Origin of the sequence: Filimonas zeae (assembly GCF_014641615.1) — a bacterium.
Classification (GTDB): domain Bacteria; phylum Bacteroidota; class Bacteroidia; order Chitinophagales; family Chitinophagaceae; genus Filimonas; species Filimonas zeae.
The window spans coordinates 1,043,363-1,057,826 of record NZ_BMIB01000002.1 but is presented as its reverse complement, the minus strand read 5'-3'; the positions used below and the strand labels follow the sequence as shown (position 1 = coordinate 1,057,826).

The following is a 14,464-nucleotide window of genomic DNA, read 5'->3' as shown; positions in this document are numbered from 1 at the left end:
ACGTACAGGAACGCCGGGGGGAGGCGTTATCCGGAAAAAAAATATTCCGCCGGGAGAGAAAGCAGCAGGGGGAGTATAAACTGCTCACCTCCATAGCGTATAAGATATTGTTTAATAGCGTACAGCGCCCGCACCATGTACGATTTGGACGTAACACGCGTAATATTCATGCGTAAAGCAATTTCCGCATGGCTGAGCCCTTCATACCGGCTGAGCCTGAACACCTGCTGCATTTGCGGTGGCAGATTGTTTACGGCCCTTTGTAACAGGTTCTCCAGCTCTTTATATTCTGTTTTTTCCTGCGGTGTACCGGCATCATCACTGAAATAATCCAGCAGATACTCTTCATTACCAGCACTGAACACCTTTTTACGCAGGTGATCAATTACCAGGTGCCGCGTAAGGGTAAACAGCCAGGAGCGGAAATGCGTAACACCTGCCAGCTGCTGCCGGTGGTTCCATACTTTTATAAATGATTCCTGTGCAAGGTCTTTGGCCAGTTCAGGGCTTTTACACAGTTTCAACCCTATGGCATACACCGCATCCCAATATTGCTGAAACAATACACGGTAGGCCTCAGAATCGCCTTCAGACAGGCGTATAAGCAGTTCCTGTTCGTTATATGGTGGAACAAATGGCAAAGCGTAGCAAAATCGTTAGAAGGCTAATGTAGGAAAAAAAAGTAATTTCCGTACATGATAAAAAATCCAACAGGATTTTACATTTATACGTATCCGCGCTTTTAAAAAGCCGGACACCCCTTAATATGGTTAATCTATCAACTCTAACACCTATTCCAGCACATCCACAACTATATCCATAAAAGTTGTTACTTCATTCATACTATCCGTTTATTTTGGTGACTAAATAAGTGGGAAGTGTGTTGATGGCTGCCTTTAGTTTTTGGGTGGCTTTTTCCTTTTTTTCTTTATTCAGGTGATAAACGTAATCATGAAACAGAAAGAAGGCGATAATTCTGTTATAATCGTCCAGCGTGCTGTCTGCCATCATTTGCTGTACCTGCGTTTCAAATGCCTCTGTTGAACCTGTTTCTGATAAAGCTCTGCCTAAACGCGAAACATTGCCGTAGTAATGGTTGGGAGTTTTGTCATCAATCCGGAGGCTGATGCCCAGCAGCAAATCCAATACGTTGATGTTTAATACTTCCAGTTCTCTTATGTAGGTTTGTCTGGCTCCCCAGGCATAACTGCCGTCGCTGTTTCTGATAAATCTATCGTTCATGATATCCAGGTGTGCCTTTAAAAATATTTCCCAGCTGGTAGTTTCTGCAGCCAGTTGCGCAATGTTTAATGCATGCAGTCTTGGGCTTTCATCCATACTGCAGAACCCTCTTACTATCCGGCTTCGTTTTAAATTCAGCGCTGTTTTAGCGTTGTAATACCGTACCAGGTAATCTTCAAACTCGTCATCGCTATCGTTGTGTTTTTGAACTTTTTTTAATGCTTGTTTCAGTAGTTTCATACACCTGGGGTCATGTGCAAACATGCTGTCAGCATACTGTTGCCGCCTTATTTTAGCAGATTCCCATTGTTGCAAAAAATCTTCTCTGTTGCTCATGGTATCCAGCTGAGGTGGATATTTAACAGGTGGCGTAACATAAGAAAGGAAAGCGGAGGTAGATGTTTTTTTAAGGGGCTGCCATCTTTGCGAAGTCTGTGCGCTGGGGTAAACCATCTGAGCAGATGTGTCTATCAGGCACTCAGAATACTGAATCATCCTGCCGTAAACGGGAGGTAAAGTTTGGCGGTTTAGATTATCGGTAAAATAAAACGCTTGCAGCGAGGCAGATGAATACTTGTTTTTGGGGCTGTATTCCACTACCCACTTTCCTTTGAGTGGAAGATTGTATTGACTCAGTTGTTTTGTAAAATATAAGCTGTGGCGTGGGTATCTATCACTCAAATCCATACTATAGAATGCAACCTGCTCCTGATTGTTGCTCTTGCGATAGCTGGATTTTACTACAAGCAATTCGTTTTCAACTTTTGCTGTCTTGTATTTTATCAAAAAATCGCTGAAGGAAATGTTGTTCAGTATATCGTTGTATGCGTTCTCTGCTGTGGAATCTTCAAACGAGATATAATTTGCTTTTGCCTGTGGTGCAGACTGGTAGGTTTTATTCAGATCGCACACCCTGAATCTAAGATTCAATGAATCGGTAATGTGTTTCAGCTTTTGAATGGCACTGTCTGAATAGATAAGGCTACTGTCGGAGTTTCCAAATTCGTTGGCTTGGGAAAAACCAGCTACAGTGGTTAGTAACAGAATTATAGTAAGGGTTTGCTTTACCATAAAAAAGGGTGGTTGATGTATAACGAATATAACAGTAGCCTTTTATGTGAGGAAGTATTTGACAGATATTATAAAATATTTAGCGATTTTGGGTGTAAGGGCTATTTCAACAACTTTATGCTTTGTGACTGTAGAAAACCGGCATTGTAAAAAAATAAAATTTCTTTAGCAGTTTGGCTGATATCTTTGGACATTATCAACCCTGATACACTCAATATGCGCATCTTTCGTTTCGGTAACCGGGCAGTATTACTTTTATTAATCATTATGTTATCCGGTGCGGTGTTTGCACAGAGAAACCCCGCCAGAATAAGGCAGACAATGCCGCTGGGTGATTCCATGTCGATGAATCAATGTGAAGTAGCTATGCTGGAGTGGATGTGGTTTATTGTGAATAATGACTTCAGAGAAGATCTGTTTCCTGATCCTTCCGCTCTGTCTCAGACGGCAGCTTTGTTTTTTGATGATTTAAAGAGTAAGCGCTTTGCGTATTTGAAGGTGGTGGATAATTCAAAACATGAGGCTATTGAGTGGGACTACAAAACAGTGCGTCTTATAAAACGTTATGAGGAACTGGAGCAGGCAGATAGCATTTATTTCTCTGCACGGCAACCGGTGGCGGGTATCTCTTTTGCGCAGGCGAAACTGTATTGCGCCTGGAGAGAAAAGGTTTTAAACAGAGACAGAAGCAGGAGGGTAAACATAAAAGTGAGTTTGCCGGATATAGACGTATACAGGAAGGTTGCCGATAATGTGGATAGTGTATGTGGCAGCAAAAGATGCGACAGTTGTAAGCGCTTTAGCTTTAACTATTTTCATGCTCCTTGTAAGCTGGCCGGGTATGATAAAGGGCTTGCGGCCAATGGGCAGCGTCCCGCACGGATAGATTATTTCTGGCCGGTAAAGGCAGGGTTTTACAATATTCAGGGTAACGTTGCTGAAATGACTTCTGTGGAGGGCGTTGCTTTTGGCGGCTCTTTCAGGCATTATGCAATTGAAAGCCATAGCGATCATACGCAATCTTATACGAAACCGGAAGACTGGCTGGGCTTCCGGTGTATGTTTACTGCAACGTATAGGTATAGCCCCAAAGTTGCCTTTTAGGGGGTTAGTTTAACCATTAGCTGCTGCAGTTGCAAGTACTGCAATAACATAATGGTTTTACCATCTTTAATACTGCCATCAGCCACCATTTGCAGAGCCTGCGTAAAAGGCAGCTCCAGCACCTGAATATTTTCCTGCTCATCCTGCAAACCGCCGCCGTCGTTTATTTTCATTTGCGGAGTGTACCCGGCGATAAAAAAGTGGATGAGTTCGGTAACGGATCCAGGCGACATATAGGCTTCGAATACCTTTTGAATATTCTGAACACGGTAGCCGGTTTCTTCTTCGGCTTCACGGCGTATACAGTCCTCCGGATTGTCTTTATCCAGCAGTCCGGCGCAGGTTTCTATCATCATACCATCTTCATTGCCATTGATATAGGTGGGTAGTCGAAACTGACGGGTGAGTATTACGGTTTGTTGCGCTTTATTATATAAGAGGATGGTGGCGCCGTTGCCACGGTCGTATGCTTCACGGGTGTGTTGCTCGGTTGTGCCGTTGGGTAAGGTGTACTCGTAGGTTACTTTTTTGAGAATATACCAGTTGTCGGACAGCAGGGTGGTGTCGAGCAATTTTACGTTGGGATTCATTTACATTGTTTTAGATAACACAAAAGGGCAAGTGATGAAAATAGGCGCTTTCATCCGGTTAGAAGAATGGTTTTGTGAAAATTGAAATTTCTTTAGCACTTTGGCTGATTTACCCGCAAAACCGGCGTTTTTGCCAGTCCTTAGCTTGCAGGGCCGCTTTAATTTTATAACATAAAAGAGAAGTATGCCTTTAAAATCACTGTTGCTTAGTTTACTACTGGTTATGCGTGCGGGTACTATGTATGCTCAGGCAACAGACCCCTGGACAGAATACATGATGCCCTCGCCGGTACATGATACGCTTGCGCGTTATACCGGAAAATATGAACTTACTATTACGGTGTGGATGGATACTGAACAGCCGCCAACAGTAGTAAAAGCATTGGCGGTATATGAAATGAAAAAATTACCGTAACCAATTTCTCAAAAGTTTAATTGCGCCTGCAACCTCAGCAGATTGCCAGATTGGGCATTGCTCTCTTTTTCATAATCGGCCGTGCGCCTTTGTGATATGGTGTACATAGCAACCAGTTCAAAGTATTTAACGGGCTGCCATTCAACACCCAGTTCCCATTCGCGAACCAGATAGCTGCGGGCATCCTGCTCAAACTTTTTACCGCCATCGTAGTAATGAAAACGGGTAAAGGGAATTACTACCTGATCGCCAATTTTTTTACGGTACGAGCCCATTACGTAACCACCCTGTAGCTTGTGCGACATGATGGAGTCGTAAGCCTTATTGTACTGCGGCCCCCGGCCCCAGTTGTATTCGGCCTGAAGGCCCCAGGGTTGGGGATAGAGTATAAAGCTGGTACCTATTCTTTTATCTTCCAGGGTGCGGTGTTCGGCAATTTTTACTTTTTCGGAAAGGTGACGGTCGGTAAGGGTATACATACCGGTATAGGCCTGAATACCCGCTTCAATAATCTGTCCCTTCCATTCAAATGGGTAGGAGATTCTACCCACTACATGCATTTGATCGTTCTTTTCCGGGCGGTTGGCACCTTGCCCGTTAAATACACCAAAAGCTGCCACGCCGTAATCGCCCGAGCCTTTTAAACCCTCGCTTACCAGCCACGCAAAACGTTTTCTTATTTTATCCGGCGCATAGTAAAAGAAAGCACCCATATCGCGCTCGTTTACAAAAGCACTGTTCATACCATCACTACGGTCCAGCGGCAGGCGGTTTGAGCTGGATTGCATACACTCAAACCCGTAGGGAATTTTACTCTGGCCAATACGCAGGCGGTATTCGCGCTTTTTATCGAACGAGAGGTCTATATACGCATCTCTTATCTGGCCGAAATGCAGATCGTCTGAGGAGGCAGCAGAAGCAAAGTCGGGTTGAAAATAGAAGTAGATATTGTTGTTCAGCTGGCCGCTTAATACCAGCCGTGCCCGGCGCAGAAACAGGCCGCCATTGCTGCCCATAGATTTGTCGCACTGGTCACATTTAAGCTTAGGGTTGGTTTCCAGTAAACGGTTGTAACGTATTTGTACGTAGCCGCGCAGGTTAATACGTTTGTACCAGGCATCGTCTTTCTTTTTCTCTACGGTTGTATCCTCCGTTTGGGCCGAGGCTAACGCGGGTACCGACAACAATGCTACAAGAAACCTTTTCACTGTTAAGTTTTAGTGATGAAATTGTTAACTGGCCGCAAAAGTAGGGGGCAATGCGGTTGGTAACATTCGCTTAACAATTTGGTAATATTGTGCGGGGCCGCACTATTACCGGAAAGGGTTTTCCCATATTATGTCAAATGCCAGATAATGAACCACATGGGAGGCGGTTTTGCCCAATAGGTTGCTCATGTATCCCACATCCAGAGTGAATGGTAATTTCTTCAACGTCCAGGAATAGTAACAGGTAAACCTGCTCTCTTCATACGCAAAGGGGGTAAAGCCCGCATGGCCCGTAAGTTGGCTGGTAGCAAACAATGCTTCTGCACCGGTAATAAGCCTGTGTGTTTTTTGTTTATTCAGCGGCACTGTCATTTGCAGGCGCAGGCGTGAGCGTAGTTGCAGGCTCTCTTCCGGGTTATGGAAAGCCGGGGTATAAAACTTCCGCAACTCCTGCCTTAACACGGCGGCCAGTTTTATGCGCCGCAGGGGCAGAAAGTAGTACAACCTGCCATATGCTCTTATTTCCTGCTGTGTGCCGGGGCGCTGGTGTTTATAAGGTGCCCGGTCCAGATATTCATCCTGCCGCCGGTAGCTGAGGGCAAAAGCATATTGGTAGTGGGTGTTAACTGCGTGCGTAAACTCATGGTTCAGTACCAGTATGGCCGGTTTAAGCGCCGGATTGTAATTGTCAGGATTGCTTTTGCGGCCCATGCCTATGTAAGACATAGATTGCCAGCCTTTACGGCGCTTTAGCTTTTGCCTTATGCCCAGCGCAAACCAGTCTGCCATATGGGCAATGCCCAGGCCGGGCGGACTAATCTGCGCTTTGCTTTCCCTGCACAGGGCGGCTACCAGCAACATAAGTATGGTGGTGATTTTTTTCAAATTAATCTGCTTTTTTGCTTACGATATTTCCCTGTGCATCAAACACTACCTCCCATTTTTCCGGCTGCTTTTTCAGCGTGGCCTTGTAGGTTTCCTTAGTGCCTTCGGTAATTTTTTCGGCATCCTTTACCGTATAGCCTGCAAACGCAGCAGCAATTTTAGCCTGTACGGCTGCGGGTAATGCGCTGGTAGCAATTTCCTCTTTGTGTTTTACCAGTTTGCCTGTAGCATCGTACCAAACATCATGATCGGTTTTATTGGTGCCGGTTTCAAATTCCACTTTGTATAAAGCATCTTTTTTCTTCCATTCCACATCTGCTGCTTTGGGAAACGCTTTTTGAAAGTTGTTTACAATTACAGACGGAACCTGGCTTTGGGGAAGCTTTTGTGCTGCTACTGCGCCTGCCAGTAAAAGGCTGCCCATAAGGGCGGATACTGCTGTTTTCATTTGCTATTGTTTTAATTGATAACAAAATAAATACAGGAATCTGGAAACAATCTGGAAAAGGATAAGGACGGTGAAAAATTACGCAGAACCGGTAAACAACAGCGTAAAGCAGTGCTGCTGGTTATTATAATTATAGCGTATGGTAAAGCCATACAGGTTACAGATTGCTTTTATAATAGCCAGGCCCAAACCTGTACCTTTGGCGGCGGCATCAGCTTTATAAAAGCGCTGAAATATATGGGCTGCATCCAGTGGTGTGGCGGCACCGGTATTACAAATGGTAAGGGCGTGTTCAGTAATGTGAATACTTACTTCTCCACCTGCACGGTTATGTATAATGGCATTTTTTATAAGGTTTAGCAGTACGGTGGAAGCCAGTGATGTGTTTATGTGAATACTTGTCTGCGCCGCTTCGGTAAGCTGTATGCGTACTGCCTTATAGGCCGCAAAATCTTCCAGATTGCTTATGCACTGCCGGGCAAGGGTATTAATGTTTACAGGCTCATTCTGAAAAAACTGTTTGTTTTCAATTTTGGTTAGCAATAGTAACGATTTGTTCAGCTTATTCATGCGTTCCAGCATTTGCAGTACTTCGCTTATGCTTTCAGCTTCTGTGCCCGACAGGTTTGATTTTTCCAGCAGCAGTTCCAGTTTGGAAGTAGCAATGGCCAGTGGTGTTTGTAGTTCGTGCGAGGCATTTTCAATAAACTGTTTCTGCTGGTTGTACGTTTCCACACTATGCTGCAGCAATGCATTAACGGCATTCTTAAGATCGTTGAATTCGCGTGTATGGGTAGTAATTTGCGGTAGTTGTTTACTCTTGCCCAGCCTGAATTGCTGTAGCTGGTTCAGCAGGCTGTAAAAGGGTGTCCATAATTTTTGCAGTACCAGGTTGTTGATAATGATAATGCTTACTACCAGTATAATGTACAGCCATAATGCCGACCAGAACAGGTCTTCAATCAGGTCATCTTCTTCCACCATGCTATTGATTACTTTCAGCTGGTAGTACCTGTTGTTATTTTGAAAGGCAGTGGTAAGCATGCGTACCGGCTCCATATCATCTTCATCCTGCATATACATCAGTGTATCCACATACCGGTCTTTCATAGCCAATGCTACGGCGGGGCTTATTTCCTGTATAGCGTAATTGCTTTCATCAAAGGTGCTTTTGGTTACTACCGTACTATCGCCTGCTGCTTTCTGAATAACGAGTAGTTTGTAGTTGGCCAGTCCATCATCAATACGGTCTTCAATTTCATCCAGCATGCTTATGTAAAAAACAACTGACCATATGCTTACAATCAGCAGAATAGAGAGGGAGAGGTATTTGACTGACTGGTTAAGCAGTTTCATATTTCTATCATTTTATAACCTACGCCATATATAGATTCAATTTCAACACCTGCCTGGCAGGATTGCAGTTTTTTACGGAGGTTTTTAATTTGATAATAGATGAAATCGAAATTGTCTGCCTGGTCAATATGATCGCCCCAAACATGCTCTGCCAATGCGTTTTTGGTAATAAGTCTGTTTTTATTGAGCAGAAAATAGTTGAGAATGTCAAATTCCTTTCTGTTCAGTGGCACCAGCTGGTTATTTACCAGTAATTGTCTTTCAGTTAAATTCAGCTGCAGGTTGGCAGTTTCAATCGTGTTTTTGCCATCCAGTGTTTTACGCCGTAATACCGCTTTAATGCGCGCGTTCAGTTCAGCTATATGAAATGGTTTGGTAAGGTAATCGTCGGCACCCAGTTCCAGGCCAGCCAGTTTATCGTCCAGCGAGTCTTTGGCCGATATAATGATGATATTTTCCTGCTTGCCGGTTTTCTTCAGTTCCTGTAGCAGTTGCAGTCCATCGCCGCCTGGCAGCATAATATCCAACAGAATACAGTCGTAGTTGTACACGCCCAGCTTTTCCATGGCAACATCAAAAGTGCCTGCTGTTTCGGTTACAAAGTGTTCTCTGGCAAGCGAATCAGCTATAGCCTTCTGCAGCTCTGGTTCATCTTCCACTATTAATATTTTCATTGCCTGCATTTTACCGGTAAAATCTGGAAAGAAATGGGAATAGCGGGCTTGCAGGTTGAAAAGGGTAATACATATGCTGTACCCCGGAAGATACAGCATATGCAGCGCAATGATACTTATAAAGTAGCCAGTATCTGCTGTATGGTTTTAATATACTCCTCGTTTTTAGCTTCGGTAGCCAGGGCCAGTGTTTTTTCGGCGCTTGCCTTTGCACCTGCTTTATCGCCCAGCTTCTGGTAAATGCGGGTTTTTAACATAAATACGTGTGCTGCTCTGGCATTAGCCGGGTCGGCACTGGCTTTATCAATCCATTCTTTGGCTTTAGACAGGTCTTTGCCGTTATCGTAATAGTAAGAAGCGGCAGCGTAATAGGGCTTGCTTTCCTTTATAAAAACATCATTAATCTGCTTCATTACCTTTTCATCGGTATTGGTGCTTATGGGCAGTTCTACCGCACTGTTTTCCCAGCTCATTTGCAGTATGCAGCTGCTGGTGGTAAAGTTGCAGAAGTTAATGGTAAAGGTTTCCGCTTTCTCTGCCAGTTTTTTAACCGGTGCCTTTACGCGTACAATATCGTTTTCCTGTTTGTACAATGCAGGCTGGTTAATAGTAAGGTCTTTGGTAATAATAAGCGTCCACTCGCCTGCACCGGGAATGCTGAGCAGCCCGTATTTGCCTGCTTTAATGCTGGTGCCACCAATAGTAACATCTTCGCTGAACAGGATGGTGGTGGCGGAGTTAGCGCCGGTGCGCCATACCTGACCATAGGGTGCCAGATCGGTACCCACTTTGCGGCCTTTTAAACCCGGGCGGCTATAGCTGAGTTCAATACTGCCCACACCAAAATTTTGTTTAATGGTTTGCGTAGGAGAAGATTGCGGGGTGGCAAGCTGCTGTGCCTGGCTGTACAGAATGCCTGCCAGCAAAACGGCACTTAATAAAACCTTTTTCATGCTGTGTTGATTTTGCGCAAAATTAGGCATATGAAGGTGTAGGTGATGTTAACGTGCTGTAACAGAATGCGCTATACGCCGTTAATCTGTAGTGATTTACCGAAGCAACGGGAAATATTTGTAGTTTAGTAGACTAAACTTTTTGCCGGGGGAAATGTTACAGGCACATACCCAACTACTGTACCCCAATGAAGAGAAAACTGCTTTTTCTGGAGAGATTCATGTATGGTGATGGATCGGCTCCTTTTCACGGTGTATTCAGCCTGAAAATTCGTGGCGTTTTTACTGCTGAACAATTACAGCAGGCACTGGCTAAACTACAGGCCGGGCATTGCCTGTTAAATATGGTGATTGAAGAAGATAGCAAAGGTGTGCCATGGTTTGTGCTGAGTAAGCGCCCGGCACCCATACCTGTGCGTATAGAAGAACGGCAGGGCGATGAACATTGGATGCAGGAAACCCGGCGGGAATGGGCTACCCTGTTTCAAGTAAACACTCATCCGCTGCTGCGTTTGGTTTGGCTGCGGGGGGCGGAGGTAAGCGATTTGTTGCTGGTAGTACACCACTGCGCATTTGATGGCGGCGCTGTGCTATGCATGGTGCATGAGTTGCTAAGCCTGCTGGACGCACCACAAAAGAAAGTAGCTGCTGCAACGGCACTTCCGTTTACCCACGTACAGGATCTGGTACCGCATAACATTTATTATAGCAGGGGCAACCGGGCAAAGCGTTTACTGCTGGGTGGTGTGGCGCAACTGGCTGCGGTGGCAGTACCGGTAATAAAGCGGTTACAGCGGCAGCCGGAGGTAACCGGACGAAAGGATTATTTTATTACCTGGACTATTGATAAAGATGCCACCTCTGCATTAACCAGGCGTTGCGTAACGCAAAAAATTACCCCTCACGCCGCATTAACCACTGCTTTTTTATATGCTTTCAGGCAGGTAAAGGGGGCTGCCGCGCGTAACCGTATACTATGCCCGGTAGATATAAGGCGGTATGTAAGAGAAATAAAAAAGGATACATTGTTTGCCTTTGGTATGGGGGTGAATCTTTCTGTAAGCAAAAAATCCGATGCCGGCTTCTGGCAGGCGGCACAACAGGTGCAGGCAGCACTTACCCGGCAAACAGACAAGCTGAATGGCTACGATTTTCTGATGAACTTTGAATGCTTTCACCCCATGCTTGCCCGCCGTGCCAAAGGCAAAACAAAGGAGATGGTAAATTATGATATGGTGTTTTCTAACCTGGGCAGGCTGGATATACCTAAAAGCTTTACCAGTTTTGAAGTGGAAGCTGTTTATCCGCCCACAGTAATGGGGCCAACGGGTAATTACAATACGGTACTTACTTCCACCTTCCGCGGGCAAATGGATTTCTCTTTTACCGGCAGCACACATCATTTTGCGTATGAAGAAGCGGTACGGGTAAAAGAGATTGCTATGGAGTTGTTGCTGGGGCAGCCATAGTGCATTACAGAATGTATTTATCTTAGCAGTAAACAGCCCTTTAGTCAGCTATGAAGTATGTAGCTTTTCAATTGAGAAACCCGGTATTCCTTTTAGTCTTTATTACAATTGTTACCGCCTGCCATACCGTAGAGCGGAAGGGAAAGCAACTGGCCGAAAAGGCTAAGCAAACCGCTACTGAGGTGCGGGACACGGTAAGTAAACGTGTTGATAAGTGGGTTGATAAAAGATTTCCTGCTTTTGATGCCTATCAGCCAGATACGGAGCATAATAAAAGTCGCTTTAGCGCTTATTTACAAGTACCTGTTACAAGTGACGTGAAGAATATTTATGCGTATGGCGATTTTTTTGGTGCGGACTATAAAGTGTTAATAGCCTTTTCGTGCAATGCTAACACGATTAAAAAAGTAGTGGAAGCTAAAAAACTGCATTTAGAGAAAGAATTGCAGGAAGGATTAATTTTTTCTGAGGATTTTACCTGGTGGGACGAGACGATTACGCAGCGGGTGTACCCTTACAAAGCAGGGGAGGAATATGCCTGGTGGAATTATTTGTGGTATGATGCTGCTACATGCAAGGCGTATTATCTGGAGTATAGTATGTAACAATGGTTATTTGTATATTTGAGAATAGCGCCTTATAATATGAAGCAGCTTTTTCTGTTAACAACCCTCATACTTGTTTTTATCTCCTGTAGAACGCGTACGGAACCGGCTTCTGCAAACAAAATTCAATTGATTTTGCCTGATACTGCTAATAATGGACGTGCAAAAGATGATTTGAGTAATCTGGAATATCGTTCAAAGCTGGAATCGCAAATGGGATTTCGTGATCTGAGAAAAGGAGCGGATAGTTTGGAGATAAGGCTTTGGTACTCATTTTCTTTCAGCGATTTCAGAGAATTGTATACGATTAGGCTATGTGATAGCACCTGCTACCTGACTTACAGTAAGGTTTATTTGCGAAGGATTCATTATTCTGTTATAGCCAATAATCCGGATTGGGGTTCTTATAATGACCCCATGGTAGATAGTATTTCTTCAAAAACAGTTTTACTGGGAAAGGCCGATTATGAAAAAGTGCATCTGGATTCTGTATGGTTGTTGAAAGCTGAAAGTGAGCTGAGACTGCCTGACACTCTCAGTTTTTCGGATTGTGATAGTTATGCCTTAGGGGTAGCAGACAAGAGACGGTTTAAGTACATACGATATCATTGTCCAGGTGGTATTTACATGAAAACCCACATGAAGGAAGTTGCTGCCTTTATGAGATATTGTGAACGTGTGATGGGATTGGCGGGTAAGCGTGGCTGGATTCCGCTGGAGTGGTAATTAAAAGAAACACATTGAAATACCTTTTTATTGCATTGCTTTTGACTTCCTCTTTGGCAGTAGCGCAAAAGAAGAATAAAGTTATTTACAATTTTCAGACTGATTATTACTGGGATAACACATTGTATAAATCAGAAATGGCGTTCTATTATGATTTGAAGAACGGTGTTATAAATGAGGCACACTATCCGGTAAAGGTGTATCAATACACGAACTTAAAGCAGGATTCTACCTGGAGGAAGAGGACAGATGTATATTATGATGATCGTACCAGTTATCATTCTTACTGGTATAAGAAAATAAAAGACTCTCTGGCTCTGGTGTTTTTTAATGCCGCAACGAAAAAGGAGGAAGTACATGTGAACTATATTTTACGTGCAGGGGACTCCGTTTCTGGTATCCTTGATGGGGCTGAGTTGAAAGATGGGCATGCCTTTACACCATACGTAGGCGGTATATCAAAATATCTTGGGCAGCGGGCGTTGATGATTGCAGGAAAGGTGAAGCAAACCTACTGTCTGGAGGAAAAGCACCGGAATCTGGATGCAGATGTAAGTTATTACTATATAACGGAAGTCTATATAGATACCGCATCTTTAACACCTGTTCTGTTTATAAAACGTCGCTACAATAGAAATGACGTATATACAAACTACTTTTCTATAACCAGGGTAAAGTCTGTTACAAACGTTTTGCCTTCGTACGCTTATCAGGAAGATTTGATACTATATGAGAATAAAATATTGAAGTGGACAGCAAAGCAAAAAGCAGCTTTTTTAAACCATTATCCTTTTAATAACGCTAAAATGAGGCCTTATATGGAGTGCCTGCTAACTTTGCTGGACGGCTCCGTGAGTTTTTATAATTGGGAAAGTAGTCGCCAGTTTAAGAATATTGCCAGCCACAGTAAATGTAATTCACTGATTCCGGAGGAGTAACTATGCAAACCATGAAATATGTTCTGATCTTTCTTCTTGTTTTTTGTTTTCAGGCTTCCCGGGCCCAGTCGCATGCTGTAAAGGGCAAAGCACAAAAAGATACCCTGCTGGAGAAGGTACTGAAAGATATGCCGGACGAAAGCCGGAAGGCATTTCTAAAGGAGTACAATAAGATGAGTGTTGCAAAGAGAAAGGAAATGCTTGAGGCACTTAGCTTTTTTAATGTAATGCCGGTTAGCAGCAAGAAGCAGCTGATACAAAATGTGGATACCAACTATGCGGCCATTTTAGTCCTGAAAACCTTTTTTAATAGCCTTGTACCTGATGAGTATTCTATTTATATTGAGTTTAAAGAGGCTGATACGTTTGCGGGGTTTGATGAGAGTATTGATTTTTGGGTAAGCCGGAAAAGTAAGGATGTAGAAGGGAAAGAAATGGTGTTTCAGCAGTGGGATGTTGAACTGAAATCTCCCAAACTGGATAGCCTGTTGCAGCTTACTCCTTTGAAAAATTCAGATTTGCAGGAGTTAAAGAAGTATCTGGATAAGGCGCATTGCATTTCTGTAAGTAACGGAGTGGTGTTTGAGGTTGGTTTTGGTAGAAGCGGAATGGGAAAGTATACATACCTGCTTTTTGATAAGCCGCTGACAGATGTGGAGCAAAAAGACTATAATGACGGATGCAGGTATATTTTTTACAAAAACAATATTGTGCTGGGCTATCACGGTGGTGCTATAGGGCCACAGTGTTTTCCTGATAAATAAATGGGTTCATCTGTCT

At 43.8% G+C, this 14,464-nt stretch carries 16 protein-coding genes; 7 read left to right on the top strand and 9 right to left on the bottom strand.

Annotated elements, in window-relative coordinates; all coding sequences use genetic code 11:
* Positions 1-26 precede the first annotated feature (26 nt).
* Both IEY13_RS10995 and IEY13_RS10990 read right to left on the bottom strand, forming a co-directional pair.
* Positions 27-641: an RNA polymerase sigma factor gene (locus IEY13_RS10995; RefSeq protein ID WP_188952020.1), complete on the bottom strand. Its 615-nt coding sequence runs from the start codon at positions 639-641 to the stop codon at positions 27-29.
* A 202-nt stretch (positions 642-843) separates the two neighbouring features.
* Positions 844-2,313, bottom strand: coding sequence for a hypothetical protein (locus IEY13_RS10990; protein ID WP_188952019.1), 1,470 nt, complete (start codon positions 2,311-2,313; stop codon positions 844-846).
* Positions 2,314-2,529: 216 nt separating this feature from the next.
* On the opposite strand from IEY13_RS10990, the gene IEY13_RS10985 reads away from it, so the two are divergent.
* On the top strand, positions 2,530-3,417 hold the full coding sequence (locus IEY13_RS10985) for an SUMF1/EgtB/PvdO family nonheme iron enzyme (protein ID WP_188952018.1): 888 nt from the start codon (positions 2,530-2,532) through the stop codon (positions 3,415-3,417).
* On the opposite strand, the gene nudK is transcribed toward IEY13_RS10985, so the two are convergent.
* The gene (nudK, locus tag IEY13_RS10980) at positions 3,414-4,007 is read right to left on the bottom strand and encodes a GDP-mannose pyrophosphatase NudK (RefSeq protein WP_188952017.1); all 594 of its coding nucleotides are present in this window, start codon (positions 4,005-4,007) and stop codon (positions 3,414-3,416) included. The two genes, IEY13_RS10985 and nudK, sit on opposite strands and share 4 nt — an antisense overlap.
* Before the next feature lie 184 nt (positions 4,008-4,191).
* On the opposite strand from nudK, the gene IEY13_RS10975 reads away from it, so the two are divergent.
* Positions 4,192-4,422 (top strand): hypothetical protein, encoded by a 231-nt coding sequence (locus tag IEY13_RS10975; protein ID WP_188952016.1) that lies wholly within the window; start codon positions 4,192-4,194, stop codon positions 4,420-4,422.
* Positions 4,423-4,430: 8 nt separating this feature from the next.
* Here IEY13_RS10975 and IEY13_RS10970 read toward each other — a convergent pair whose 3' ends face one another.
* The 6 genes from IEY13_RS10970 to IEY13_RS10945 form a co-directional block, all read right to left on the bottom strand.
* On the bottom strand, positions 4,431-5,630 hold the full coding sequence (locus IEY13_RS10970) for a porin (protein ID WP_229687822.1): 1,200 nt from the start codon (positions 5,628-5,630) through the stop codon (positions 4,431-4,433).
* A gap of 105 nt (positions 5,631-5,735) precedes the next feature.
* On the bottom strand, positions 5,736-6,515 hold the full coding sequence (locus IEY13_RS10965; RefSeq protein WP_188952015.1) for a DUF2490 domain-containing protein: 780 nt from the start codon (positions 6,513-6,515) through the stop codon (positions 5,736-5,738).
* A 1-nt stretch (position 6,516) separates the two neighbouring features.
* Positions 6,517-6,963: a PepSY-like domain-containing protein gene (locus IEY13_RS10960; RefSeq protein WP_188952014.1), complete on the bottom strand. Its 447-nt coding sequence runs from the start codon at positions 6,961-6,963 to the stop codon at positions 6,517-6,519.
* A gap of 78 nt (positions 6,964-7,041) precedes the next feature.
* Complete coding sequence (locus tag IEY13_RS10955; protein WP_188952013.1) at positions 7,042-8,319, bottom strand: sensor histidine kinase; 1,278 nt, start codon at positions 8,317-8,319, stop codon at positions 7,042-7,044.
* Positions 8,316-8,993, bottom strand: coding sequence for a response regulator transcription factor (locus IEY13_RS10950; RefSeq protein WP_188952012.1), 678 nt, complete (start codon positions 8,991-8,993; stop codon positions 8,316-8,318). Before IEY13_RS10950 ends, IEY13_RS10955 begins: the two co-directional genes overlap by 4 nt.
* Positions 8,994-9,109: 116 nt before the next feature.
* Positions 9,110-9,946 (bottom strand): DUF2911 domain-containing protein, encoded by an 837-nt coding sequence (locus IEY13_RS10945; protein ID WP_229687821.1) that lies wholly within the window; start codon positions 9,944-9,946, stop codon positions 9,110-9,112.
* A gap of 188 nt (positions 9,947-10,134) precedes the next feature.
* Between IEY13_RS10945 and IEY13_RS10940 the strand changes: the two genes are divergently transcribed.
* Genes IEY13_RS10940 through IEY13_RS10920 form a run of 5 tightly spaced genes read left to right on the top strand, consistent with a single transcriptional unit; the run spans position 10,135 to position 14,448 of the window.
* Positions 10,135-11,415, top strand: a complete 1,281-nt coding sequence (locus tag IEY13_RS10940) for a condensation domain-containing protein (protein WP_188952010.1) — start codon at positions 10,135-10,137, stop codon at positions 11,413-11,415.
* Positions 11,416-11,465: 50 nt separating this feature from the next.
* Positions 11,466-12,020, top strand: a complete 555-nt coding sequence (locus IEY13_RS10935) for a hypothetical protein (protein WP_188952009.1) — start codon at positions 11,466-11,468, stop codon at positions 12,018-12,020.
* A 39-nt stretch (positions 12,021-12,059) separates the two neighbouring features.
* Positions 12,060-12,746: a hypothetical protein gene (locus tag IEY13_RS10930; RefSeq protein WP_188952008.1), complete on the top strand. Its 687-nt coding sequence runs from the start codon at positions 12,060-12,062 to the stop codon at positions 12,744-12,746.
* Between the two features lie 14 nt (positions 12,747-12,760).
* Positions 12,761-13,684, top strand: coding sequence for a hypothetical protein (locus tag IEY13_RS10925; protein WP_188952007.1), 924 nt, complete (start codon positions 12,761-12,763; stop codon positions 13,682-13,684).
* A gap of 11 nt (positions 13,685-13,695) precedes the next feature.
* A complete protein-coding gene (locus tag IEY13_RS10920) occupies positions 13,696-14,448 on the top strand; it encodes a hypothetical protein (RefSeq protein WP_188952006.1) in 753 nt (250 codons plus the stop codon).
* The last annotated feature ends 16 nt before the right edge of the window (positions 14,449-14,464 follow it).